Origin of the sequence: Streptomyces sp. NPDC093568 (assembly GCF_044764945.1) — a bacterium.
In the GTDB taxonomy this organism is placed as follows: Bacteria; Actinomycetota; Actinomycetes; order Streptomycetales; family Streptomycetaceae; genus Streptomyces.
Genome location: NZ_JBIWJD010000011.1, coordinates 67,063 through 90,276, shown reverse-complemented (window position 1 = coordinate 90,276; position 23,214 = coordinate 67,063). Strand labels below are relative to the sequence as shown.

The window sequence follows — 23,214 nt, the reverse complement described above, 5'->3', positions numbered from 1 at the left end:
GTCCTCGTTCAGTGGTCGAGCGGCATGGTCGCGGTCTTCTGGGCGTCGTCGAAGTTCCAGCCGGGGACGATCGACGGGATCTCGACGGTGGCGGTGACGGTGACCTGGTCGCCGCCTTCCGCCGGGACGCAGGTGACGGACAGCCAGTCGCTGATCGCGTTCACACAGCCGTCCTGCGCGCTCTCGTCCAGCGAGGCCGCCCGCGCCCCCGCCCTGGCCGCCGTACCGGCCTGCTGGGCGGCGTAGGCGATGAGCCCGATCTGGATGCCGGCCATCGCGACCAGGATCAGGATCGGGATGAACCCGAGGTACTCGATGGCGACCTGACCGCGGTCGCGGCCCGCACGGCCGGGGCGGAGTCGGTACGGCATCTCAGTCCTTCTCCTCCTGTACGGCCCCGGCGTGGCCCGCGACGGTGAACGGGAAGCCGATCGCGCCGGGGAAGAGGACGGGCACCCGCAGCCTCACGTCCGCCGTGACGAAGCCGCCGTTCGCACCGCAGTCCACTTCGGCATCCCCCTGCCACGCGTCGGGAAGGTGCTGCAGCCCCGCCTCCTGGCAGGCCGACTGCCCCGGCGACGCCGTCCCCGCCCGTACCGCCTCGTCCGCAGCATTCCCCGCGAGGGTGTACGTGTATCCCAGCAGCACGCACTGCCACAGCAGCACCAGCGTGAGGATGATGAGCGGCATCATCCCGAGGAACTCGACCGCGACCTGGCCCTTGTCCCCCTTGGCCCTCACCGCCCTATCTCCTTGCGCCTGCGGAAGGTCAGCGCCGTGCGGTCCGCGCCGCGCGCCCGGCCGTTGCCGCGTTGCTGGACGGTCCCCTCGGTGCCCTTGACCAGCCCCAGTTCACCCGCGAGCGCCCAAAGCGCCTGCTTCACGGTGCTCTTGTGGTCCAGCTCGTGCACCCGGCCGGCGTCCACCGCGCCCTGGAGTTCCTTGAAGTTGGCGGGGATCGCGGTGGCGGCGATCCCCGTGCCGGTGATGCGCTGGATCAGGGCGGGCTGGATCTCCGTACCGCGTGTGTGGCGGTTGACGACGATCGTGGTCTCCTCCGCCTTGCGGATCTGCAGGCGGTCCCACATCCGCACCGTGCGTTTGGCGCCGCGCACCGCGACCACGTCCGGGGTGGTGACGAGCAGGGCGGTGTCGGCCATCTCCACGGCGGCCGCGCTCGCGCCCGAGAGCTGGGCGCCGCAGTCGATCACGACGACCTCGTAGCGGGAGCGCAGGGCGCTGACGATGTGGCGAGCGGCCCGGTCGGTGACCTCCTCGCCGCGTTCGCCGTCGCCGGGCGCGAGGAGCAGGGCGATCCCGGTGTCGTGCCGGAAGACGGCGTCGGCCAGCACGCGCGGCGAGATGTCGTTGATGGCGGCGAGGTCGACGACCGAGCGCCGGAACTGGATGTCGAGGTAGGAGGCGACGTCGCCGGTCTGGAGGTCCATGTCGAGCAGCGCGGCGCTGCGGCCCGACGCCTGGGCGGCGAGGGCCAGCTGGATGGCGGTGAGGGTCACCCCGACGCCTCCCTTGGCGCCGCTCACCGTGACCACCGTGCCGCCGACTCCGCTGAACACGTCGCCGCCGGCGCCCAGATGACGGCGTACGCCCATCGACCACTGGGCGACCGCGTTGACCCGGCTGGCGAGCTCCTCATAGCTCAGGGGCAGCGCCACCAGGCCGCGGGCGCCGTAGTCCATGGCGGCCTGGAAGAGGCCGGGGCTCGCGTCGGAGGTGACGAGGATGACGCCGACCGCCGGGAAGCGCAGGGCGACCTCGCGGATGAGTTCCAGGGCCGGGACGGGGCCGATGCGCTCGTGGACGACGACGACCTCGGGCAGCTCGTCGATGGACTCGGCGGCGAGGCGGGCGAGGGTGTCGACGAGCTGGGTGGAGTCGGTCACCGGGGCGACCGGCTCGGCGTCGGGGAGCTGGCTGAGCAGCGTCGTGAGGGACCGGACCGCGTCCGCGTCGCCGACGGCCGGGAGGATCCTCGTGGGCATGGGGGCCTCTCACTTGTCCTTGGCGAGTTCGTACGTGCGGTTCGTCGCGGGGATGTCGGAGTCGGCGCCGGGGGCCACCAGGGCGAGCCGGACCTCGTCGGCGAACGACTCGGCGTAGGTGATGCGCTGGGCGTCGATCGGTTCGAGCGCGAAGGTGATCGGGACGGCCTCGGTGGGCTCCCGGCGCCGGTCGTCCTCGTCGGGCTTCAGCGAGGTCAGTTCGCCCACGTCGATGACCCGGGCGTTCTCGACGATGAGCTTGGCCTGGTCGGGGTCCCCGTCGCGTTGGCCCTCGAAGGTGGCGTAGACGTTGACCTTGGAGCCGGGGGTGATCTTGCCGGCCACGCCGGTGGCGGCGTCGATCATGATGGCGATCTCCTGCTCGCCCGTCTGCAGGGCGGGCTGGTCGACGATCATGTCGCTCTGGAGCAGGGAGCCCTCGCGCAGGTTCGTGACGGCGATCTTGCCGCGGATCTCGCTGAGGTCGGTGACGGCGTTCTTCGACAGCCACCGCTCGGGCATCTCGATCTTCTCGAACTGGCCCGCGCTGAGCGGTGTGTAGGGGGCGACGTTCCGCTTGAGCTGGTAGGCCGTGACCTCCGGCCCGACCTTGGACTTCACGTCGCTGATGACGGACAGGACACCGGCGAAGGCGCCGAGGGCGCAGACGACCGACAGGAGCAGGAGTATCACGCCGCGGCGCTGACGGGAGTTCATTAACCGTGCAACCTCGTTGGGGGAATCGGTCGGGGGCGGTCGGTGAAGCCGGGTCCGGTCAGCCTGCGCGGGCGGGCTGCTCGTGGGTGGGCGGGACGGCGGAGCAGAAGACGCAGCGGTCACCGATGACGTCGATGCCGCACCAGTGACAGGAGTTCTGCCGTACGGAGGTGACGAGCTGGTAAAGCACCGACAGGTCGGGCAGATAGGCGCAGAACTCGATCAGCTTGGGCGTCCCCCACCAGGTGGCCGACTCGGCGGGCAGGACCACCTCGCGCAGTCCCTGTGCGTTCCAGGACTTGGCCACGGTGGCGGTGACCCAGTCGGACTGGAGCTGTCCCTGGGCGAGCAGCATCGAGGTGCCGAACTCCGGTCCGGGCAGGGTGACTCCGGGAGCGATGCGGGCGAGGTGCGGGACGGGGTGGGCGAGGACGCCGAACTGGCTGCCGGGCATCCAGGACTTGGCGTGCGACTTGAGGTCGACGGGGACGCGGTCGAGCTTGGTCACGGAGCCGAGGAGCGCCCCGGCGTGGATGTAGTGGGTGAGCAGCCGGCCGGCCGAGGCGAGGACGCCGGGGCTGAGGTCGCAGGAGGCGAGCTGGCGCAGCTGGCGGGCGAGGACGGCGATCGCGAGCGGGGGCAGTTCGGGCCGGAACACGGCGATGCGGTCGCTCTCCAGCAGGGACCGTACGGTGTGCAGCCGTTGCCGCACGGCCAGGGGAGCGGCGCTCGAGCAGACGACGATCACGTGGCCGTGCTGCTCGATGAGCGTCTGCACGCCCGCCAGCGACCGCTCCAGCGGCTCCCGGTCGAGGTCCTGGAGCACGACGGCGGGCACGGTTCGCTCGTCCTGCGCCGGCAGCGCCATGTCGGCACTGGTCACGGCAATGGCAGTTGGCACGCGTCGCTCCCCGTTCCCGCCCGGTCCGGTGCGTCGGGGTTACTCCGGAGCACCGGGATGACTTCATTGCGTGACTATCTCAGCACTGTATCCACGGCTCTATGACCGGAGAACAGCGTTTCTGTAGCCGGGAAAGAACTCTGGTCGCACAACTCACGCCAAAACGGGGCAGGTTGCGCACGCCAATTCTCCACGACCGGAATCTCTTGACACTCGGATTGGTCTGGACCAACTTGGTTGACATGTTCATACTTAGACGACAGGGGCGTCGCTGCCGACCGGCACGCCTCTGGGCGGCGGCCCTCGCCTCCGCCCTCTCCCTCACCTTCCTCGCCGCGGGCCACGCGTCCGCCGCGGACGTCAACAACGCCAAGAACGCCGGCTTCGAGGCCGGCCTGACCAACTGGACCTGTTCCGCGAACAGCGGCACGACCGTCTCCTCCCCGGTGCACGGCGGCGCGACGGCCCTGAAGGCGACGCCGGCCGGGCAGGACAACGCCCGGTGCTCCCAGGCCGTCGCCGTGAAGCCCAACTCGACGTACACGCTGAGCGCCTGGGTCCAGGGCGGCTACACCTACCTGGGCGTGACGGGCACGGGCACGACCGACGTCTCGACCTGGACGCCGGACTCCTCCGCCTGGAAGCAGCTGTCGACCACCTTCAGCACCGGCGCCTCCACCACCTCGGTGACGGTGTACACGCACGGGTGGTACGGGCAGGCGGCGTACTACGCCGACGACCTTTCGGTGTTCGGCCCCGACGGCGGCGGTGGCACCGACCCGGCCCCGACGGTCCCCGGCGCCCCAGGCGGGCTCAGCGTCTCGGGTACGACCTCCTCGACCGTCTCCCTGGCCTGGAACACCGTTTCCGGCGCGACCGGCTACAACGTCTACCGGGGCGGCACCAAGGTGACCGCGGTGACCGGCACCTCGGCGACCGTGACCGGGCTCGCGGCCTCGACGTCGTACTCCTTCCAGGTCACGGCGACCAACGCGGCCGGTGAGTCGCCGAAGTCGGCCACGGTGACGGGGACGACCACGGCGGGCCCGGTGGGGCCGGCCCTGCCCAGGCACGCGGTGACCGGCTACTGGCAGAACTTCAACAACGGCGCCACCGTCCAGAGGCTCGCCGACGTCCAGTCCCAGTACGACATCATCGCCGTCGCCTTCGCGGACGCGACCGGAACGCCGGGCGCGGTGACCTTCAACCTGGACTCGGCCGGCCTCGGCGGCTACACCGTCGACCAGTTCAAGGCGGACATCAGGGCGAAGCAGTCCGCCGGGAAGAAGGTCATCGTCTCGGTGGGCGGCGAGCGCGGCACGGTGAGCGTGAACGACTCCGCGTCGGCGGCGAACTTCGCGAACTCGGTGTACGCGCTGATGCAGGAGTACGGCTTCGACGGCGTCGACATCGACCTGGAGAACGGCCTCAACGCCACCTACATGACACAGGCGCTGCGCTCGCTGTCGGCGAAGGCGGGCTCGTCACTGATCATCACGATGGCGCCGCAGACCATCGACATGCAGTCGACGTCGAACTCCTACTTCCAGACGGCCCTGAACATCAAGGACATCCTCACGGTCGTCAACATGCAGTACTACAACAGCGGTTCGATGCTGGGCTGTGACGGCAAGGTCTACAGCCAGGGCTCGGTGGACTTCCTGACCGCCCTGGCCTGCATCCAGCTGGAGGGCGGCCTCGCCCCGTCCCAGGTCGGGCTCGGTCTGCCGGCCTCGACGCGGGGCGCGGGCAGCGGGTACGTCGCGCCGTCCGTGGTGAACAGCGCCCTGGACTGCCTGACCAAGGGCACGGCGTGCGGCTCCTTCAAGCCCTCGCGGACCTATCCCGACCTGCGGGGCGCGATGACCTGGTCGACGAACTGGGACGCGACGGCGGGCAACGCCTGGTCGAACGCGGTGGGGCCGCACGTGCACGCGCTGCCGTAGCGGCGCGCCGCAGCCGGGCGGCTGACCGTGGGCCAAGGGGGTGAACCTCCCCTGGCGTGCGGGCGAAGCGTGTGGGCGCAGCATACGAATGACAGCTCTTATCGTCATATATGCCTCTGAATTCTCTCTCACAAAACTGGAGGCAGAGATGCGCGCCCACACGTCCGGCAAACGTTGGACCACCCGGTCCTCCCTGGCCCTGGCCCTGGCAGCGACGCTCGGTCTTCTCTCCTCGAACACGGCGTACGGCGATGACGCGGGCGCAGGGGTCAGAGCCAGGTCTCCCGTCCAGATGTACGGCAAGGTCCGCGTCTGCGGAACGCGGCTGTGCTCGGAATCCGGGAAGCCCGTCCAACTGAAGGGCATGAGCACGCACGGCACGCAGTGGTACGCCCACTGCCTGACCGGCCCCGCCCTCGACGCCCTCGCCTACGACTGGAGGGCGAGTGTGCTGCGCGTCTCGACTTATGCGCGAGAGGGCGGATATGCGTCGGATCCGCGGAAGTTCACCGAACTGGCAAGCCGACTCATCGATATGGCGACCGCACGTGGAATGTACGTCATCGTCGACTGGCACACGATTCATCCGGGTGACCCTTTCCAGGACCTGGACAAAGCCCGCGCGTTCTTCAGGCAACTCGCCGAACGTCATAAGCACAAGCGCAATGTGATCTACGAGATCGCCAATGAGCCTCACCACGTGCCCTGGGCGACCGTCAAGCGTTACGCGGAGGCCGTCATTCCGGTGATTCGGTCCCGCGCTCCCGACGCTGTGATCCTTGTCCCCACTCCCGCATGGGCCACGTTCGGCGTGGCGCTGGGTTCCGACGAGCGGGACGTCGTCGCGGACCCCTTGCGCGTCGGCAACGTCATGTACACCTTCCACTTTTACGCGTCGGCGGCAGGAGACCCCTTCTACTCGGCCCTGGAGCGCGTGTCCGCCAAGCTCCCCGTCTTCGTCACGGAGTGGGGCACCGCGTCGTGGACAGGCTGGGGCAATGACTTCGCCAAGGCACAGAAATGGGTCGACCTGATGGCGAGGCGGCAAATCGGCTGGACGAAGTGGAGTCTCGCCGACAACGCCGACGACCTCTCGGTCTACAAGAAGGGCGCTTGCCGCGCGGGCAAGTTCTCCGGAACCGGCGTTCTCAAACCCTCCGGTGTCTGGGTCAGGGAGCGGATCAGGGGCTGAGTAGCTGACCGCTCCTCATGCAATGCCTCGTCATCAGCTTTCTCACTCAATCACGGCCTGCGCCGTGGCCGCGGCGCTGATCAGTGAACGGGACTCTCGCAGGATTCTCCGGGTCACGCGATCCGGTGCCAAGAGGGGTGAAAGCGAGCATCCCCATCGCCCGGCTGACCTTCGACGGCTCCAAGCTCACCGGTTACAAGTTCGGCCCGGACGGCCTACGTCGGGGGAGCACTCCAAACCGACAAGGACGCGGACCGTGTGCTCCGCGTGGAGCTCAGCCGAGGGTCCCGGTTCTGAGGACCTCCCCCTTGCTCCGCGCGACGGCCGGAACGGCTGCTTCGCAGGTGGCCCGGGGCGGGACGAGGACACGGCCCACGATGGCCGCGTAGAACAGTCCGGAGCACAGCACCAGGCCGAAATCCGGCGGGTACAGGGTGAGCGTCCGCCAGATCGCGGCGCCCACCCACACGAGCGCCGTACCGCCGCTCCAGACCCGGACACCGTTCCAGAAACGCCGGTTTGTGTCCCGGCCCGCGGCGGCCGAGCCGGTGGGCCGCCAGGACTGGCGCCTGCCCCATACGGCGTCCCAGATCGCGAACGCGTGCGCCCAGCCGTACATCAGGCGCACGGCCCAGGCCTCGAGCCGATAGGGGCACTTGTGCCACCACGGGAAGATCAACACCGTGTAGATGACGCTGGGCAGGACCGGCAGCATGTACTCGACCTTGACCGTTTGGGGCATGGCCAGCAGGAGGGTGATCGGGATCAGCGGTGCCACGAAGGTGAAGAGCGCCGTGTGGACGTAGTAGAGGAAGCCGGAGACGTAGCAGAGCCGGGTGGTGAACCTGAGCTTTGCTTCCCAGAACTTCCTGCTGCCCAGCAGGCTCATGGATCCCGAACACCAGCGGTATTGCTGGTGGTAGAAGGCGCTCACGTTGTCAGGGCAGTTGCCGGTGGCGAGGGGGATCGGCACATAGTGCAGATCCCAGCCCAGACGCCGTAGGTCGAAGCCTGTGTGCACGTCCTCCGAGTGCTCGATCAACGTGGTTCCGCCGTTGGCCTCGAGCGCGGTGCGCCGGTACACGGCACAGCTGCCCACACAGATGGCGCCGCCATAGCGCTGACGGGAGATCTGGACCGCCCGGTAGAACAGTTCCTGTACGGCACCCGCGCCCCGCTCGACCCAAGTCTGCCGGTCGAGCACGCGGAAATACTGCGGTGACTGGACGATGCCGATCCTCGGGTCCCGCTCCATGTACGGCAACAGCTCCGCCAGCAGGTCCGTGCGAGGGGCGAAGTCGGCGTCGAGGATGAGGACATACTCCTCGTCGGAGATGCTCAGCCCGAAGTGCAGGTTGCCGGCCTTCTTGAACCAGCCTCGGTTGGGCCGGCTCGCGTAGTCGAAACCGAACTTCTCGGCCATGGCGGCGAGCGACGGGTCGGCGGAGTCGTCGAGTACGTACGGCATGGACCTGCCGGGGTATCGGTCGGCAAGTCGGCGCACATGTGTCCAGGTGTTCTCCAGCACGTCGATGGGCTCCCCGCACACCGGCAGGAAGATCGCGACCGTCGGGTACTCCTTCGGGCTCCAGGCCTGGACCAGTCGGCGATGCGCCTCCAGATCGAAGTCGGCGGTGAAGGCGTTCACCCGCAGGGAGGTCACGTAGTAGACGACGGTGAAGACCAGGCACGGCAGCAGGACGATCAGCCACGGTGTCGAGTGGATCAGCCTGAACTGGCTGACGACGAGACAGATCATGCTGATGATCGAGGCGGCGGTGAGTACCCAGAGGTGACGCCTCACGTAGGAGTACTTCTCCTCGCTGTCCGGGGGCTGGGGAAGCAGGCGGGTCGCGTTCCGGGATGGGGCTGTCCGCCGGGGGGCCGTCGTCCGGCTCATCTCGTGCTCCTTGAGTGTGGTGTCCGCCTCCCATCACTGCCAGCCCAGGCATGTCTTGAATGTTCAGATAGTCCGATTGCCGCATTGGATGCACGAAGGAAGGATGCGGCGCGATGGATCGCCCCTCGCCGTCCGCTGCTGTCCTCGCCTGAATGCGGCCTCCCTCACCCCATCGGACGGTAGTGGCCGAGCACCCAGGCCAGCTGGGGGAACCACTCCTGCAGCCGCGCCCGGGGCCTGGCCTCCACCACGCACTCGTAGAACCGGCCGTCGACGTGGACCACGGCGACCATCAGGGCCTTGCCGTCGGGGCTCGCCTTGTAGTGGACGCCGCGGATCTCGGGCCAGCGGAACTCGGCCGTGAGACCGGACAGCTCGAAGACGACACCGGAGGCGTCGACGACGACCGCGTTGCGCTTGTCGACGGCCAGGAACTCCGGGCCTGCCGGTGCCGGAGCGGGCTGGGGCGGGACCGGGGCGTAGCCGTTCGGCACGGGCGCGTAGCCGTACGGCGGTTGCGCCGGGGGCGCGGGCGCGTACTGCGGTGGGGGTGGGCCGAAGCCCGGACCGGGTGGGGGCGGCTGCTCGGTCATCCGTGGGGTCCTGGGTCCTTGTGCTCGCTGGGGATTTCTCGGGCTTGCGAGGAGACATTCTCCCTGCCCTAGAAGAACTCCGACCACGGCTGGTCCCAGACCTGCTTCACGCACAGCACCAGGAACAGCAGGCCCGCGATCGCGAGCATCACGTTGCTCACCGGCCCGTTGCGCCATGGACGCGGGGTGCGCGAGGAGTTCAGGAGCCACATCAGGGTGCCGGCGAGGAACGGCAGGAAGGCCGCGCCCAGGACGCCGTAGAGAATGATCAGGCGGAAGGGTTCGCCCTGGAAGAGCAGGACGATGGGCGGGAAGGTCAGCCACAGCAGATAGGCGCGGAACGGCCAGGAGCGTTCGCGGGTGCCGGAGGCGACCTCCTCGCCCTTCCGCTCGCCCTGCCCCCGGAAGCGGGCGACGAAGTCGGCGAACATCAGGCTGACGCCGTGCCAGACGCCGATCAGGGAGGTGAAGGAGGTGGCGAAGAAGCCGATCAGGAAGAACTTGGCCGTGGCGGTGCCGTACTCCGCCTCCAGGATGTCGCTGAGCTGGAGCAGGCCCTTGTCGCCGCTCGCGATGGCGATGTTCGCCGAATGCAGCAGCTCCGCGCCGACGAAGAGCATCGCGATCACGAAGACGCCGGTGGTGGCGTAGGCGACGCGGTTGTCGAGCCGCATCACCTTCATCCAGCCGGTGTTCGTCCAGCCCTTGGCGTTGACCCAGTAGCCGTACGCGGCAAGGGTGATGGTGCCGCCGACCCCGCCGATCAGGCCGAGGGTGTTGAGGATGGAGTCCTTCTCGTCGGGCAGGACGGGCAGCAGGCCGGCGAAGGCGTCGCCGAGGTTCGGCGTGACGCGGACCGCGAGGTACACCGTCACCACGAACATGACGCCGACCAGGACCGTCATGACCTTCTCGAAGACGGCGTACTTGTTGAACCAGACGAAGACCAGGCCGACCAGACCGCACGCGATGGCCCACCACTCGAGGTCCATCACGTCCGGGAACAGCGCCTGCAGCGGCAGCGCGCTGGACGACATCGCGGCCGCGCCGTAGACGAAGCCCCAGATCACGACGTAGACGACGAAGAAGTACGTGGTCCAGCGGCCGAGGCTGGCCCAGCCGTCGAAGAGGGTGCGGCCGGTGGACAGATGCCAGCGCCCCGCCGCCTCGGCGAGGGAGATCTTCACCAGGCAGCCGATGATCGCGGCCCACAGCAGGGTGTAGCCGAAGTTGCTGCCCGCGATGAGGGTGGCGACCAGGTCGCCGGCTCCGACGCCGGTCGCGGCGACGACGATGCCGGGCCCGATGTACCGCCAACGGGACTTACCTGGTGGGGGGTTACTGCCGGAGGATGCCTCAGTGGACGTGGGGTTACCTGTGGTGTCCGCCATGCAGATCAAGAAACCGTAAAGCGGCCGAGCCGACAAGGGGGCGGGAGGCGGCGGGTGCGCCGGTCCCCACCACGCCGCCGCTCCCACCGCTCCCCCTTGCGCGGGTCACCACACTTCCCGGCCCCACGCCCTCCCGCACCTCCTGATCACACCGCCGGGTGGACTTGCCCTCAGGCCGCTCCGCGCGGAGGCCGGACGCGTACACTGCGCGGCTGATTTTCGGATGGTTCAGGCCACCGGTACGCCTTTCACCCTTGACCTGTCCATGCCACCACCGCACGATGAGCCCCACGCCCGCACCACGCACGTACGTCGCACTGAACCCCACCCCCCACTCCCACAAGGAGAATTCATGCGACTTCGCATCCGCGGCTCAGGCGCCGGGAGCGGCAGACGAACCGCCGCCCTCGCCGCCCTGCTCGCCCTCGCCCTCGCGGCACCCCTCTCGGCGAACGTCTCCGCCAACGCCGACAGCTCCGCCAAGGCGGCGTCGTCCACCGACGACATCCGGCAGTACGAGGTGCGCACGCACTCGACCGCCAAGGACCGCACGGCACTTCAGCAGGCCGGAGTGAGCGTGGACGCGGCCGACGACCACGGTGTCGTCGTCTCCGGCCGCGCGGACCAGATCAAGAAGCTGCGCTCGCTCGGCTACGACGTCACCCCGCTCGGCGCGGTCCCGGACCGGTCCGCCGGCGAGGACGACATCCGCCTCTACGACTTCCCGTCAGGCGATTCGCGCTACCACAACTACGCGGAGATGACGAGCGAGATCAACTCGATCGTCTCGGCCAACTCCTCGATCGCGAGCCAGCGCGTCATCGGCACGTCGTACCAGGGCCGGAACATCACCGCCATCAAGATCAGCGACAACGTCGGCACCGACGAGGCCGAGCCCGAGGTCCTGTTCACCCATCACCAGCACGCCCGTGAGCACCTCACCGTCGAGATGGCGCTGTACTTGCTGCGCGAGCTGACCTCCGACTACGGCAGCGACTCCCGCGTCACCGGCATGGTGAACAACCGGGAGATCTGGATCGTGCCCGACCTCAACCCGGACGGCGGCGAGTACGACATCGCCACCGGCTCCTACCGGTCGTGGCGCAAGAACCGGCAGCCCAACTCCGGTTCGTCGTACGTCGGGACCGACCTCAACCGGAACTGGGCCTATCGGTGGGGCTGCTGCGGCGGTTCCTCGGGGTCGACGTCCTCGGACACCTACCGGGGCACGTCCGCCGAGTCGGCGCCCGAGGTCAAGGTGGTCGCGAACTTCGTGCGCAGCCGGGTCGTCGGCGGCAAGCAGCAGATCACGGCCGGGATCGACTTCCATACCTACAGCGAGCTGGTGCTGTGGCCGTACGGGTACACGTACTCCGACACCGCGGCCGGCATGACGGCCGACGACCGAGGCGCCTTCGCGGCGGTCGGCGGCAAGATGGCCGCGAGCAACGGCTACACGCCGGAGCAGGCCAGCGACCTGTACATCACCGACGGGTCGATCGACGACTGGCTGTGGGGCAACCAGAAGATCTTCGCGTACACCTTCGAGATGTACCCGAGGTCCGGCGGCGGGGGCTTCTACCCGCCCGACGAGGTCATCGAGCGGGAGACGTCCCGGAACAGGGATGCGGTCCTGCAGCTGCTGGAGAACGCCGACTGCATGTACCGGTCCATCGGCAAGGAGGCCCAGTACTGCGGGTAGTTACTCGGCGTCGTCCTCGAAGTAGGCGTCGAGGACCGCGTCCAGCTGCTCGTCCCACTCCTTGAAGCGGCTCCTGGCCGTCGCCTCGATCTCGATCGGGTACCAGCGGCGGTCAGGAGTGTGCACCGTGACGGTGTAGCGCTTGCCGAAGCGCGGGGACTCGGTCTCCAGCGCGCCGATCTCGTCCCAGCGGAACTCGCACTCCTGGTCGTCCAGGGTGAGCCTTACGCCCTTGTGGTCGGCGACGATCCGGGCCCGGCGGTCGGCGGCCTCGAAGACGGGCCCGTCGGCCGGCGCCTCGTCATCGCCTGCGTCGGCCGACGGCTCGTCATCGCCGTCGTCGTCCCGGGCGTCGGGCTTCTCGCCGGTCTCGTCATCGGCCTTCGCCTCGGGCTCCTCGGCTCTCTCGAGGACCGTCTCCTCGACGACGCCCTCCTCGGCCGCGTCCTCCTTCTTCGACGCGGGCGAGGTGAGCCCGGGGATGAAGGCCGGGTCGAACCCGGCGCCCTCCAGGGGCTGGCTGCCTGAACCTATGCGCTGCTCCACAGCCGAGCAGTATGGTCGACAACCCTGTGTCCCGCACAACCAGCCCCCGCATCGTTATACGAAGAGGCTCAACACCGCGGCCACCACGAACCCGGCCACCGACAGGACACTCTCCAGCACGGTCCACGTCTTCAACGTGTCCCGTTCGGTGATGCCGAAGTACTTCGCCACGATCCAGAAGCCGCCGTCGTTGACGTGCGAGGCGAAGATCGAGCCCGCCGAGATCGCCATGATGACCAGCGCGACGAAGGCCTGGGAGTGGTCGCCCCCGGTGAGCAGCGGGGCGACGATTCCGGCCGTCGTGACGATCGCGACCGTCGCGGAGCCCTGGGCGACCCGCAGCACCAGCGAGATCAGGTACGCCAGGACGATCACCGGGAGCCCGACGTCGTTGAAGGTGTCGGAGAGCGCCTGGGCGACGCCGCTGGCCTTGAGGACGGCGCCGAAGACGCCGCCCGCGCCGACGACCAGCAGGATGTTGCCGACGGGCTTCAGGGAGGACGTCGACACCGTCTCAAGGGACTTGCGGGACCAGCCGCGGCGGATGCCGAGCAGGTAGTAGGCGAGCAGCAGGGCGATCGTCAGGGCCACGAACGGGTTGCCGAAGAACTCGATCACCGAGCGGGTGGTGGAGGGGTCGAGGGCGATCGAGGAGAACGTCGCGGCCAGGATCAGCACCAGCGGCGTACCGATGATGCCGAGGACCGTGCCGAGCGGCACCGGCTTCTCCTGCGGCTCGACTCCGGACTCCCGCTGCTCGTTGATGACGGCGAGCTTCGCCTCGGCCGCCGCCTCGACCATGTCCTGCGGCACGGCGACGAAGATGCGCTTGCCGATCCAGGCCGAGAACACCCACGCGGCCAGCACCGCCGGGATACCGCAGACGACGCCCATGAGGATGACCCAGCCGAGCTCGACATGGAGCAGTCCGGCCGCCGCGACCGGTCCGGGGTGCGGGGGCAGGAAGGCGTGGGTCATGGACAGGCCCGCCAGCAGCGGCAGGCAGTACAGCAGGACGGACTTGCCGGAGCGCTTGGCGGCGGCGTACACGAGCGGCGCGAGGACGAAGATGCCGACGTCGAAGAAGACCGGGATGCCGAAGATCAGGCCGGTGAGGCCCATCGCGAGGGGGGCGCGCTTCTCGCCGAAGAGGTGGAGCAGGCGGGACGCCAGCACCTCGGCGCCGCCGCTGACTTCGAGGATCGCGCCGAGCATGGTGCCCAGGCCGATGATGATCGCGACATGGCCGAGGATGCCGCCCATGCCGGACTCGATGGTGGACACGGCGTCCGAGCGCTGGACGGTGCCGAAGAGTTCGGTGACGGAGAGACCGGCCATCAGGCCGACGACTATGGAGACCGCGAGGAGCGCCACGAACGGCTGGAGGCGCGTCTTGATGATCAGGAAGAGCAGAAGGGCGATGCCGAGGGCGGCGACGGTGAGGAGACCGGCCGTACCGTCGATCAGGAGGAGCAGGCCGCCGGTGTGGGGTGGGGTCTCGGGGGCTGCGGCCGCGGCGAGCGGATGGGGCATTTGGGGGTCCTCTGCGTAAGTACATGAAGCTTTCGGGCAGGGGGGATCGCGGCATGGCGCCCAGGGGGTTGCGGGCCGCCATGCCGTGTGCGGGTGCGGGGGGTTGAGGAGGCGTCAGCCGAGGACGGCCAGCGCGTCGATCTCGATGAGCAGCCCCGCCGGCAGACCGACGTAGACGGTCGTGCGGGCGGCGGGCGGCTGGGTCAGCCCCTGCTCCTCGAAGTAGGCGTTGTAGATCTCGTTCATCTCGGCGAAGTGCGCGACGTCCGTCAGATAGACGCGGATCATCATCGCGTCGTCCCAGGAGGAGCCGCCCTCCTCCAGGATCGCCTTGACGTTGGCGAGGGTCTGGAGGGTCTGCTCGCGCAGGGTGGGACCGGCGGGCGTGGGGGGCTTGCCCTCCTCGGCCGGCAGGAAGCCGACCTGACCCGCGACCTGAAGGATGTTCCCCTTCTTCACGCCGTGCGAGAACTTCGCGGGCGGCGTGGTGTGGGTCTTCGGGGTGAGTGCGGTCTTGTCGGTCATACGGTGCCCTTCGCTGAGGTTCTGCCGGAGTACTCGCCGCTGATGGCGTCCGCCGTACGGCGCACCAGCGGGAGCAGGGTGAGGAGTTCGTCGGCGGTGACGACGACGTTCGGCGCGGAGACCGACATCGCGGCGACGACGCGGCCGTCGGCACCGCGGATCGGTGCGGCCACGCAGTTGATGGACTCCTCGTGGCCGCCGAGGTCGGTGGCCCAGCCCTGTTCGCGCACCTTGGCCAGCTCCTTGAGGAAGGCATCCGGATTCGGCGTCGAACGGGCCGTGTACATGGGGTAGTCGAGCTTCTCGGCGAGGGCGCGGCGCTCGTGCTCGGGCCGGTCGGCGAGGAGGAGCTTCGCGACGGCGGCGACGGTGATGGCGACGGGCTTGCCGATGCGCGAGTACATTCGCACGGGGTAGCGGCTCTCGACCTTGTCGATGTACAGCACCTCGTCCTCCTCGTACACGGCGAGGTGGACGGTGTGCCCGCACTGCTCGTTCAGCCGTGCCAGGTGGGGATGGGCGATCTCGCGGATGTCGAGGTTCTCCATCGCCTCCTGGGCGAGGGCGATGAGCCGGGCGCCGAGGCGGTAGCGCTGGTCGGACTGGCGGTAGACGAGGCCGTGCTCGTGCAGGGTGCGCAGCAGCCGCAGCGCGGTGGACTTGTGGACGCCCAGGCGGTCGGCGACCTGGCCGAGGTCGGCGGGGCCCTCGGCGAGCAGCGGCAGGATGCTGAGCGCGCGGTCGACGGTCTGGCTCATGGCGTACGTACCTCCTCGTCGGCCCGTTCGATGGCTTGCGTCCAGCCGGGGCCGAGTCGAAGTTTCTCCCACCCGGCGTCGTCGAGGGCGGCCAGGCGGTCGGCGGTGTCGCGGGCGGGGGGTGCGGCGAGGTCGCCGGGGGCGGTGAGGGCGGCGGCGGCCCAGAGGTGGCCGTGCCGCAGCCGGTCGCGCGGGGGCAGGCCGCGGAGGGTGGCGGAGAGGAATCCGGCGGCGAAGGCGTCGCCGGCGCCCGTCGCCGCCGCGATGTGGACGTGGGGGGCGGGGACGAACGCCGTTGGTCCCGAGGTACCCGGCGTCGTCGCTTGGGGGTGGGTCGCGCGGTCCGGCGCCTGTGGGGTGCCGCCGCGCCCACCCGTGCCGCCCCGGGCGGCACGCATGCCCGCGGTTCGGTGGAACAGCGTTGCCCCTCGCGCCCCCTGCTTCACCACCAGCACCCCCGGCTCCGGCAGCACTCCCCGGATCGCTGTCGGCCCACCCGTGACCCCCCAGGCCTCCTCCGCCTCGTCTTGACCCACGAACACGATGTCGGCCCTTCGCGCCAGCTCGAGGAGCACCTGCGGGCCGTCCGCGTCACGCCACAATCCCGGCCGATGGTTCACGTCGAAGGAGATCAGCGGACGGCCCTTCCCCGGAGCCGTCAACTCCCGCATCAGCTCCAGGCACCCGTCCGACAGTGCCGCGGTGATCCCCGACAGATGCAGCACCCGTCCCGACCGCACCACCCCAAGGTCCAGGTTGGCCACGGACATCGCCGAAGCCGCCGACCCCGCCCGGTAGTACGCCACCTCGTGCGCGTCCGTGCCCCTGTCCCCGGCCGTGCGGAAGTACACGCCCGTGGGACGCATCGGATCCCGCCGCACGGACGCGACATCGACGCCGTACCTCCCGATCGCCTCGACGAGGTGGTCGCCGAACCCGTCGGCGCCGACTCGGCTGACCCACCTCGTGCGGTGGCCGGCGGCAGCCAGTGCGCACGCGACGTTGGACTCCGCGCCCCCGATCCCCCGCTCGAAGGACGGCACGTCGGCGAGCCGCCCGGGGCGGGTGGGCAGGAACGTGACCATGGACTCGCCGAGCGCGACGACGTCCACGCCGTCGGGGGCATTGCGGGGTCCGGTGAGGGTCACGATCGTCGTAGCTCCAGGCCTTGTGCGGGTGGACCGGCGGCTCCGTTGACCCGCGGTTGGCCGAGATGTTAGACAGCGGTAAGCGATATACGCAATGGACGTTGCAGTTTCTGCAACGCCGCAGATCAGGGAGGTTCCATGAGCAACGAGGCGCTCGCCCGCCTGGCCGAGGAACGCGTCGACCACCGCTTCAAGGGCCTCCCCCCGGACGCCGACGGCCTGACCGTCGCGGAGCTGGCGGCCCAGCGCCGCAACCTCTTCACCGGCGGGTTCGCCACCCCGGTGCTCGCGCTCTCCGCCGAGCGCCTGGAGCACAACCTCGACCTCATGGAGACCTACGCCGCCCGCCACGGCCTCGCCTTCGCCCCACACGGCAAGACCTCCATGGCGCCCCAGCTGTTCCACCGGCAGATCGAGCACGGGGCGTGGGGCATCACGCTCGCCGTGCCGCACCAGGTGCGGGTGGCACGGGCGTACGGCACCGAGCGGGTCTTCCTGGCGAACGAGCTGGTGGACGCGGCGGCCCTGCACTGGATCGCGGCCGAGCTCACCGCCGATCCCGCCTTCCGCCTCATCTGTTACGTCGACTCCGTGCGCGGCGTGGAGCAGATGGACGCCGCGCTTCGCGACGCCGGGGCCACCCGCCCGCTGGACGTCGTCGTCGAGCTGGCCGCCGGCGAGGGCGCGCGCACCGGCGTGCGCACGGAGGCGGAGTGCGCCGCCGTCGCCGACGTCGTCGCCGCCGTGTCCACGCTGCGGCTGGCCGGCGTCGCCGGCTACGAGGGCGAGGTGCCGCAGGCCACCCCCGAGCGGGTGCACGCCTGGCTGCGCCGGCTGGTCTCGCTGGCCGCGGAGTTCGACAAGGCGGGCCGGTTCGCGGGGCTGGAGGAGATCGTCGTCAGCGCGGGCGGCAGCGCCTGGTTCGACGCGGTCGCGGACGTCTTCGCCGAGATCCCCGAACTCTCCGTGCCGGTGCTGAAGTTGCTGCGCTCGGGCGCCTACGTCTCGCACGACGACGGCCACTACCGCAAGCTGACGCCCTTCAACCGGGTCCCGCAGGAGGGCGCCCTCGAACCCGCCTTCCGGCTGTGGGCCCAGGTCGTCTCCCGCCCTTCCCCCGAGCAGGCCTTCGTCAACGCGGGCAAGCGGGACGCGGCGTACGACCTCGATCTGCCGTTCGCCCAGGTGGTCCGCCGCGACGGCGCCGAGCGCCCGGCCACCGGCATCTCCGTGACCGCACTGTCCGACCAGCACGCGTGGCTGCGCACGACCGAGGAGGCGGATCTGGAGGTCGGGGACTGGCTCGGCATGGGGCTGTCGCACCCGTGCACGTCGTTCGACAAGTGGCAGCTGATCCCGGTCGCCGAGGCGGACGGGACGGTCGTCGACTACATCCGCACGTTCTTCTAGGCACAGGGAAGGTGACGGTCGTGGAAGAGCTGGTCATCCGGGACGCGGAGGTCGTCGACGGCGGCGGCGGCCCCTCGTACCGCGCCGACGTGGTCGTGGACGGCGGCCGGATCGTGTCGATCGTGCAGGAAGCGGCCGCGGCCGGCTGCCAACGGCCCAAGGCGCGCCGGGAGCTGGACGCGGAGGGCCTCGTCCTCTCCCCCGGCTTCATCGACATGCACGCCCACAGCGACCTGGCGCTGCTGCGGGACCCCGACCACAGCGCGAAGGCCGCGCAGGGCGTCACCCTGGAGGTCATCGGCCAGGACGGCCTCTCGTACGCCCCCGTCGACGACCGCACGCTCGCCGAGGTCCGCCGCGCGATCACCGGCTGGAACGGCTCCGGCGACGACATCGACTTCGACTGGCGCACGGTCGGCGAGTACCTGGACCGCCTGGACCGCGGCATCGCGGTCAACGCGGCGTATCTCATCCCGCAGGGCACGGTCCGCGCGCTCGCGGTGGGCTGGGAGGACCGGGAGGCGACGCCGGACGAGCTCGACCGGATGCGGCAGCTGGTCGCGGAGGGCCTGGAGCAGGGCGCCGTCGGCCTGTCGTCGGGGCTGACGTACACGCCGGGCATGTACGCCAAGGACGCCGAACTGACCGAGCTGTGCAGGGTGGTGGCGGAGTACGGCGGCTACTACTGCCCGCACCACCGCTCCTACGGGGCCGGTGCGCTGGAGGCGTACGAGGAGATGGTGGCCCTGACGCGGGAGGCGGGCTGTGCGCTCCATCTCGCTCACGCCACCATGAACTTCGGTGTGAACGAGGGCCGGGCGCCGGAGCTGCTGTCCCTGCTGGACAAGGCGCTCGCCGAAGGTGCCGACATCAGCCTGGACACCTATCCCTACACGCCCGGCTGCACGACCCTCGTCGCCATGCTGCCGAGCTGGGCGAGCGAGGGCGGCCCGGAGGCGGTCCTGGCCCGGCTGTCGGACGACGACACCGCCGAACGGATCCGCCACCACATGGAGGTGACAGGCGCCGACGGCTGCCACGGCGTGCCCATCGAGTGGGACACGATCGAGATCTCGGGCGTGACCGACCCGGCCCTCGGGGACCATGTCGGCCGCACGGTCCGGCAGTCGGCGGACGCGCGTGGCGAGGCCCCCTGGGTGACGGCCCGGCGTCTGCTCCTTCAGGACCGGCTGGGCTCGACGATCCTCCAGCACGTCGGCCACGAGGAGAACGTGCGCACGATCATGCGGCACCGCGTCCACACGGGCGGCTCGGACGGCATCCTGCAGGGCACGAAGCCGCACCCGAGGGCGTACGGCACGTTCCCCCACTACCTCGGCCACTACGTGCGGGAGTTGGGAGTCCTGTCCCTGGAGGAGTGCGTCGCCCATCTGACCTCGCGCCCGGCGGCACGGCTGCGGCTGCCGGACCGGGGCCTGGTCCGCGAGGGCTACCGGGCGGACCTGGTGCTGTTCGACGCGGAGACGGTGGCGGCGGGTTCGACGTTCGAGGAGCCGAGGAGGCTCCCCTCCGGTATTCCGTACGTGCTCGTCGACGGCCGCTTCGTGATCGAGGACGGGCGCAGGACGGACGTACTGGCGGGGCGGGCGGTCCGCCGGACTGCTCGGTGACTTCGGACCGCCCGCCGCGAGGCGCTACGGCTTGGGCAGCACGCACCCGCTCGCGCTCAGGTCGAGCTTGTTGTCGACGCCGAAGCAGGCGGGGATCTGGTAGGTCTGCTGGGCGTAGTTGATGCCCTGGCGGACGGTGACGTTGCCGCTCTCGTCGACCTCGCACGGGTTGTTGACCGTGCAGCGCTGGCCGTCCTCGTTGCCGGTGTTGTTGACGGCGACGACCTTGTTGGTGGCCTGGTCGATGACGGGGGAGCCGGAGGTGCCGCCGATGGTGTTGCAGGCGGAGGTGTAGCGGACCGAGTCCTTGAAGGTCCAGTCGCCTTCCTTGAGGCGGTAGGCGAACCCGTCGATGTTGCAGCTGTACAGCCGCTTCCAGTAACCGGAGGCGACCGTGATGGCCGTGCCGGCGACCGGGTGGGTGTCGGCGACGGTCAGCGCGTTGATCCCGTACGAGCTCTTGATCTGCGCGTACGTGGTGGTGAGCTGGTAGATCGACACGTCCGTGTCGGTCATCGTCCCGTACGCGATCTTGTTGGCGCGCAGGGTGCCGACCCGGCTTCCGGAGGCGTTGAGCAGCCCGAAGGTCCGGCTGGAGGCCCGGTCGACGACGACCTCGCCCGGACCCGGCATGCCGGTCTCCAGACAGTGGCCGTTGGACATCACCAGCGCCGGGTCGTTGTCCTCGGAGGCCGGGAACCGGACCACCGAGCCGGAGCAGTTGCTGAGCGAGACGGTACCCGCGAAGTTGACGGCCTTGACCTGGGGGTTCAGGACCTGGCCGAGGCTTGCCGCGGCGGAGGTGACGGTGTCCTGGACCACCGAGGTGACCGAGGTGGTGTCGACGCTCTTACCGAAGGACCGGGCCGTGTCCACGGGAGCCGCGGCCGCGGGTGCGGCGCCGGCCCCGGCTATCGCCAGGGCGAGGAGGGCGGCGCCGAGCGGTTTTCTCATGTGGGGGTCCCCTCATACGAGGAGGGTGACCGGAAAATCTCCGGCCACCCGCACTTTTGTCATGCGCATTGTCACGCACGAGGGGGGTGCGGACAAGGACTTGATTACTGATCGGTTCGAGCCGTAGGGGATTCCCTATCACGGCGAGTGAGGGGTGCCGGGCGGGCGGCGCAGGACGTTCACGACAGGGCGATGAGATCGCCAAAGGGTCACCGCTCAAGCACCGAGAAGTCGTGATATCTTCACATCTCTGTCGGCAACTGCTCCCCGCACATGGCACCTTCGGCAATCCTTCGGCCAATTTCCCAGCCATCCGAATACGGGGTCTGCCCCGTACCTTTTGGAGAGCTTGAGGATGGCCGCCCCTGCCGTCTCGGTGATTGTCGCCGCGTACAACGCGATGCCTTATCTGACGCGTTGCATTTCCTCTGTCGTCGAGCAGAGCATCGGGCTGAGCGAGCTGGAGATCATCGTCGTCGACGACGGCTCGACGGACGGCACGGCCAAGGAACTTGACCGGCTGGCCGACCAGTACCCGGGTGTGCTGCGCGTCTTCCGGCAGGCGAATTCGGGCGGCCCCTCCGCGCCGCGCAACGCCGGTCTCGAACACGCCCGCGGACGGTTCGTCTTCTTCCTGGACGCCGACGACCACCTCGGGCCCGAGGCCCTGGAGCGCATGGTCGCGATGGCGGAGAAGAACGGCACCGACGTCGTCCTGGGCAAGGTGGTCGGCGTCGGCGGGCGCGGGGCGCCCACCTCGATGTTCAAGCGCGACCAGCCGAGGACCGACGTCTTCTCGTCCCGCGTGTACTGGACGCTCAACCCCATGAAGCTCTTCCGCCGGGAGCTGCTGGAGCGGCACCGGCTGCGCTTCCCGACCGATCTGTCCATCGGCGAGGACCAGCTCTTCGTCGGCCCCGCCTACCTCCAGGCCGCGGGCATCTCCGTACTGGCCTCCTACGACTGCCTGTACTGGGTGCGCCGCGAGGACGAGGGCAACATCACGTTGCGCACCGGCGGCACCGAGCCCCGGCTGACCTTCCTGCCGCGTGTGATCGACATGATCCTCGAGAACGTGCCGCCCGGTCCGGGCCGCGACCACCTGGCGCACCGGCACCTCACCGTCGAGGTCCGCCAGCTCCTCGACCACCTGGTCCTGGAACCCCGAGTCCAGCAGGAGAAGGCCCTCGCCCGCCTCGCCGAGACCATCGCGCCGATCTGGCACGAGGGGCTGAGCGAGCAGCTGTCGGCCATGGCCCGCCTGCGGCTGCACCTGGTACGCCACCACATGCTGGACGAACTGCTCGACCTCGTGCGGTTCGAGCGGGAGCAGGTGCGGACCAAGGTGTCGACACCCGTCCTCGTGGACGGCGGCCGGGCACTCGCCCGCTATCCCTTCCTGCGTGACCCCGCGCGCGCGATCCCCGACGACTGCTACGACGTCACCGCCCAGCTCGGCGTGCGCCACCACGTCACCCGCGCCGACCTGCGCGGCACCGTGCTGCATCTGGCGGGGCACGGCTATCTCCACCGCGTCGGGACCGAGGACGTCACCACCTCGCTGGTGCTGCGCGAGCGCGACAGCAAGCGGGAGTTCCGGCTGCCCGTCCTGCACACGCCGACGCCGCGGGCGGGCGCGGAGGAGGACGAGGGACGGTTCACGTACGACCGTGCCGGGTTCGAGGCCACCGTCGACATCACCACCGCCGCCGACGGCGGCCCGCTCGGCGACGGGCTGTGGGACATCTCCCTCGCCATCGGCGCCCAGGGGATCACCCGCGAGGTCCGGATCGGCGGCAAGCGGGCCGACGACGTGTCCGGCAAGGCGGCCACGCACGTCGTCGACACCGCCGAGGGCCTGCGGGCCGTCACCCTCTACACCACCCACCCGCACGGCAACTTCACGCTCGACATCGGCGAACGCAAGCACGCGGTGGCGCCGCGGCTGACGCTCCGGCCGAAGGTCGGGTGGGCCGCGGGCGCGGCCACCGAGCTGGAGATCACCGGCCGGTGCACCCTCGCCGGGTATCCGGAGGGTGCCCTCAACGTGACGCTGCACGACGGGCGCGGAGGCACCGCCGTCCACCGGCCCTCCCCGGTTCCCGGCCACGGCACGGACTTCGTCGTCCGCGTCCCGGTCACCGAGCTCGCCGCCGGCGTGTGGCGCGGCGAGCTCCGGCTCGGCGACTGGTCGGTCCCCCTGCCCGGGCTCCCCCCGAAGCTCGCGCCGGCCAAGTGGCGCCGCCGGGCCCTGCCCTGGTACGCCAAGCCGGCCACCGAGGGCGGCGAGGGATTCGCGTTGCAGGTCGCCCGCACCGATCTCGTGCGCGCGCTCACCCGACGCGTCAAGGGCTGAGCCGCCCG

Annotated in this window: 20 protein-coding genes; 6 read left to right on the top strand and 14 right to left on the bottom strand. The window is 69.8% G+C overall.

All coding sequences use genetic code 11. From position 1 onward, the window contains the following. Window positions 1–8: 8 nt before the first annotated feature. The 5 genes from ACIRD7_RS34815 to ACIRD7_RS34795 are packed head-to-tail and all read right to left on the bottom strand — an operon-like array spanning window position 9 to window position 3,588. On the bottom strand, window positions 9–371 hold the full coding sequence (locus ACIRD7_RS34815) for a TadE/TadG family type IV pilus assembly protein (RefSeq protein ID WP_403459811.1): 363 nt from the start codon (window positions 369–371) through the stop codon (window positions 9–11). Window position 372: 1 nt separating this feature from the next. Then, window positions 373–693 (bottom strand): pilus assembly protein, encoded by a 321-nt coding sequence (locus ACIRD7_RS34810; RefSeq protein WP_403459940.1) that lies wholly within the window; start codon window positions 691–693, stop codon window positions 373–375. Window positions 694–737: 44 nt separating this feature from the next. Beyond that, complete coding sequence (locus ACIRD7_RS34805) at window positions 738–2,003, bottom strand: CpaE family protein (protein ID WP_403459810.1); 1,266 nt, start codon at window positions 2,001–2,003, stop codon at window positions 738–740. Between the two features lie 9 nt (window positions 2,004–2,012). Beyond that, window positions 2,013–2,720, bottom strand: a complete 708-nt coding sequence (gene cpaB / locus ACIRD7_RS34800) for a Flp pilus assembly protein CpaB (protein WP_403459809.1) — start codon at window positions 2,718–2,720, stop codon at window positions 2,013–2,015. Window positions 2,721–2,778: 58 nt separating this feature from the next. Then, entirely contained in the window at window positions 2,779–3,588 is an 810-nt protein-coding gene (locus ACIRD7_RS34795; RefSeq protein WP_403459939.1) for a hypothetical protein, read from the bottom strand. 275 nt (window positions 3,589–3,863) lie between these two features. Here ACIRD7_RS34795 and ACIRD7_RS34790 point away from each other — a divergent pair, with 275 nt between their 5' ends. Both ACIRD7_RS34790 and ACIRD7_RS34785 read left to right on the top strand, forming a co-directional pair. Continuing rightward, the gene (locus ACIRD7_RS34790) at window positions 3,864–5,567 is read left to right on the top strand and encodes a chitinase (protein ID WP_403459808.1); all 1,704 of its coding nucleotides are present in this window, start codon (window positions 3,864–3,866) and stop codon (window positions 5,565–5,567) included. Between the two features lie 148 nt (window positions 5,568–5,715). Continuing rightward, window positions 5,716–6,759, top strand: coding sequence for a glycoside hydrolase family 5 protein (locus ACIRD7_RS34785; protein ID WP_403459807.1), 1,044 nt, complete (start codon window positions 5,716–5,718; stop codon window positions 6,757–6,759). Window positions 6,760–7,033: 274 nt separating this feature from the next. Here the strand turns inward: ACIRD7_RS34785 and ACIRD7_RS34780 are convergent, their stop codons facing one another. The 3 genes from ACIRD7_RS34780 to ACIRD7_RS34770 form a co-directional block, all read right to left on the bottom strand. Next, on the bottom strand, window positions 7,034–8,659 hold the full coding sequence (locus tag ACIRD7_RS34780; RefSeq protein ID WP_403459806.1) for a glycosyltransferase family 2 protein: 1,626 nt from the start codon (window positions 8,657–8,659) through the stop codon (window positions 7,034–7,036). A 164-nt stretch (window positions 8,660–8,823) separates the two neighbouring features. Beyond that, window positions 8,824–9,252 (bottom strand): hypothetical protein, encoded by a 429-nt coding sequence (locus tag ACIRD7_RS34775; protein ID WP_403459805.1) that lies wholly within the window; start codon window positions 9,250–9,252, stop codon window positions 8,824–8,826. A 68-nt stretch (window positions 9,253–9,320) separates the two neighbouring features. Beyond that, a complete protein-coding gene (locus ACIRD7_RS34770) occupies window positions 9,321–10,643 on the bottom strand; it encodes an Nramp family divalent metal transporter (RefSeq protein ID WP_403459804.1) in 1,323 nt (440 codons plus the stop codon). Window positions 10,644–10,995: 352 nt separating this feature from the next. Here ACIRD7_RS34770 and ACIRD7_RS34765 point away from each other — a divergent pair, with 352 nt between their 5' ends. Then, window positions 10,996–12,345 carry a M14 family metallopeptidase gene (locus tag ACIRD7_RS34765; RefSeq protein ID WP_403459803.1) on the top strand — a complete coding sequence of 450 codons (1,350 nt, stop codon included), beginning with the start codon at window positions 10,996–10,998 and terminating at the stop codon, window positions 12,343–12,345. Here the strand turns inward: ACIRD7_RS34765 and ACIRD7_RS34760 are convergent, their stop codons facing one another. From ACIRD7_RS34760 to ACIRD7_RS34740, 5 genes are all read right to left on the bottom strand, one after another. After that, window positions 12,346–12,891 (bottom strand): hypothetical protein, encoded by a 546-nt coding sequence (locus tag ACIRD7_RS34760; protein ID WP_403459802.1) that lies wholly within the window; start codon window positions 12,889–12,891, stop codon window positions 12,346–12,348. A 54-nt stretch (window positions 12,892–12,945) separates the two neighbouring features. Further along, complete coding sequence (locus ACIRD7_RS34755) at window positions 12,946–14,424, bottom strand: GntP family permease (RefSeq protein WP_403459801.1); 1,479 nt, start codon at window positions 14,422–14,424, stop codon at window positions 12,946–12,948. A gap of 114 nt (window positions 14,425–14,538) precedes the next feature. Next, complete coding sequence (locus ACIRD7_RS34750) at window positions 14,539–14,949, bottom strand: RidA family protein (protein ID WP_403459799.1); 411 nt, start codon at window positions 14,947–14,949, stop codon at window positions 14,539–14,541. Beyond that, window positions 14,946–15,707, bottom strand: coding sequence for an IclR family transcriptional regulator (locus ACIRD7_RS34745; RefSeq protein WP_403459797.1), 762 nt, complete (start codon window positions 15,705–15,707; stop codon window positions 14,946–14,948). The genes ACIRD7_RS34750 and ACIRD7_RS34745 overlap by 4 nt, the downstream gene beginning before the upstream one ends. After that, window positions 15,704–16,855 (bottom strand): sugar kinase, encoded by a 1,152-nt coding sequence (locus ACIRD7_RS34740; protein WP_403459796.1) that lies wholly within the window; start codon window positions 16,853–16,855, stop codon window positions 15,704–15,706. The genes ACIRD7_RS34745 and ACIRD7_RS34740 overlap by 4 nt, the downstream gene beginning before the upstream one ends. A gap of 138 nt (window positions 16,856–16,993) precedes the next feature. Here ACIRD7_RS34740 and ACIRD7_RS34735 point away from each other — a divergent pair, with 138 nt between their 5' ends. Together ACIRD7_RS34735 and ACIRD7_RS34730 are read left to right on the top strand one after the other, a co-directional pair. Further along, the gene (locus ACIRD7_RS34735) at window positions 16,994–18,265 is read left to right on the top strand and encodes an amino acid deaminase (protein WP_403459795.1); all 1,272 of its coding nucleotides are present in this window, start codon (window positions 16,994–16,996) and stop codon (window positions 18,263–18,265) included. A gap of 20 nt (window positions 18,266–18,285) precedes the next feature. Next, window positions 18,286–19,896 (top strand): amidohydrolase family protein, encoded by a 1,611-nt coding sequence (locus tag ACIRD7_RS34730; RefSeq protein WP_403459794.1) that lies wholly within the window; start codon window positions 18,286–18,288, stop codon window positions 19,894–19,896. A 24-nt stretch (window positions 19,897–19,920) separates the two neighbouring features. On the opposite strand, the gene ACIRD7_RS34725 is transcribed toward ACIRD7_RS34730, so the two are convergent. Continuing rightward, window positions 19,921–20,850, bottom strand: a complete 930-nt coding sequence (locus ACIRD7_RS34725) for a serine protease (RefSeq protein WP_403459793.1) — start codon at window positions 20,848–20,850, stop codon at window positions 19,921–19,923. A 355-nt stretch (window positions 20,851–21,205) separates the two neighbouring features. Between ACIRD7_RS34725 and ACIRD7_RS34720 the strand changes: the two genes are divergently transcribed. Continuing rightward, window positions 21,206–23,206, top strand: a complete 2,001-nt coding sequence (locus ACIRD7_RS34720; protein WP_403459792.1) for a glycosyltransferase — start codon at window positions 21,206–21,208, stop codon at window positions 23,204–23,206. Window positions 23,207–23,214 lie beyond the last annotated feature (8 nt).

What these genes read in the sequence shown, in the direction of transcription:
- ACIRD7_RS34765 (WP_403459803.1), top strand. Translation starts at nt 10,996, where the DNA reads ATGCGACTTCGCATCCGCGGCTCAGGCGCCGGGAGCGGCAGACGAACC.
- ACIRD7_RS34780 (WP_403459806.1), bottom strand. Translation starts at nt 8,659, where the DNA reads ATGAGCCGGACGACGGCCCCCCGGCGGACAGCCCCATCCCGGAACGCG.
- ACIRD7_RS34745 (WP_403459797.1), bottom strand. Translation starts at nt 15,707, where the DNA reads ATGAGCCAGACCGTCGACCGCGCGCTCAGCATCCTGCCGCTGCTCGCC.
- ACIRD7_RS34810 (WP_403459940.1), bottom strand. Translation starts at nt 693, where the DNA reads ATGATGCCGCTCATCATCCTCACGCTGGTGCTGCTGTGGCAGTGCGTG.
- ACIRD7_RS34750 (WP_403459799.1), bottom strand. Translation starts at nt 14,949, where the DNA reads ATGACCGACAAGACCGCACTCACCCCGAAGACCCACACCACGCCGCCC.
- ACIRD7_RS34815 (WP_403459811.1), bottom strand. Translation starts at nt 371, where the DNA reads ATGCCGTACCGACTCCGCCCCGGCCGTGCGGGCCGCGACCGCGGTCAG.
- ACIRD7_RS34775 (WP_403459805.1), bottom strand. Translation starts at nt 9,252, where the DNA reads ATGACCGAGCAGCCGCCCCCACCCGGTCCGGGCTTCGGCCCACCCCCA.
- ACIRD7_RS34755 (WP_403459801.1), bottom strand. Translation starts at nt 14,424, where the DNA reads ATGCCCCATCCGCTCGCCGCGGCCGCAGCCCCCGAGACCCCACCCCAC.
- ACIRD7_RS34795 (WP_403459939.1), bottom strand. Translation starts at nt 3,588, where the DNA reads ATGGCGCTGCCGGCGCAGGACGAGCGAACCGTGCCCGCCGTCGTGCTC.
- ACIRD7_RS34770 (WP_403459804.1), bottom strand. Translation starts at nt 10,643, where the DNA reads ATGGCGGACACCACAGGTAACCCCACGTCCACTGAGGCATCCTCCGGC.
- cpaB (WP_403459809.1), bottom strand. Translation starts at nt 2,720, where the DNA reads ATGAACTCCCGTCAGCGCCGCGGCGTGATACTCCTGCTCCTGTCGGTC.
- ACIRD7_RS34725 (WP_403459793.1), bottom strand. Translation starts at nt 20,850, where the DNA reads ATGAGAAAACCGCTCGGCGCCGCCCTCCTCGCCCTGGCGATAGCCGGG.
- ACIRD7_RS34735 (WP_403459795.1), top strand. Translation starts at nt 16,994, where the DNA reads ATGAGCAACGAGGCGCTCGCCCGCCTGGCCGAGGAACGCGTCGACCAC.
- ACIRD7_RS34720 (WP_403459792.1), top strand. Translation starts at nt 21,206, where the DNA reads ATGGCCGCCCCTGCCGTCTCGGTGATTGTCGCCGCGTACAACGCGATG.
- ACIRD7_RS34785 (WP_403459807.1), top strand. Translation starts at nt 5,716, where the DNA reads ATGCGCGCCCACACGTCCGGCAAACGTTGGACCACCCGGTCCTCCCTG.
- ACIRD7_RS34805 (WP_403459810.1), bottom strand. Translation starts at nt 2,003, where the DNA reads ATGCCCACGAGGATCCTCCCGGCCGTCGGCGACGCGGACGCGGTCCGG.
- ACIRD7_RS34790 (WP_403459808.1), top strand. Translation starts at nt 3,864, where the DNA reads ATGTTCATACTTAGACGACAGGGGCGTCGCTGCCGACCGGCACGCCTC.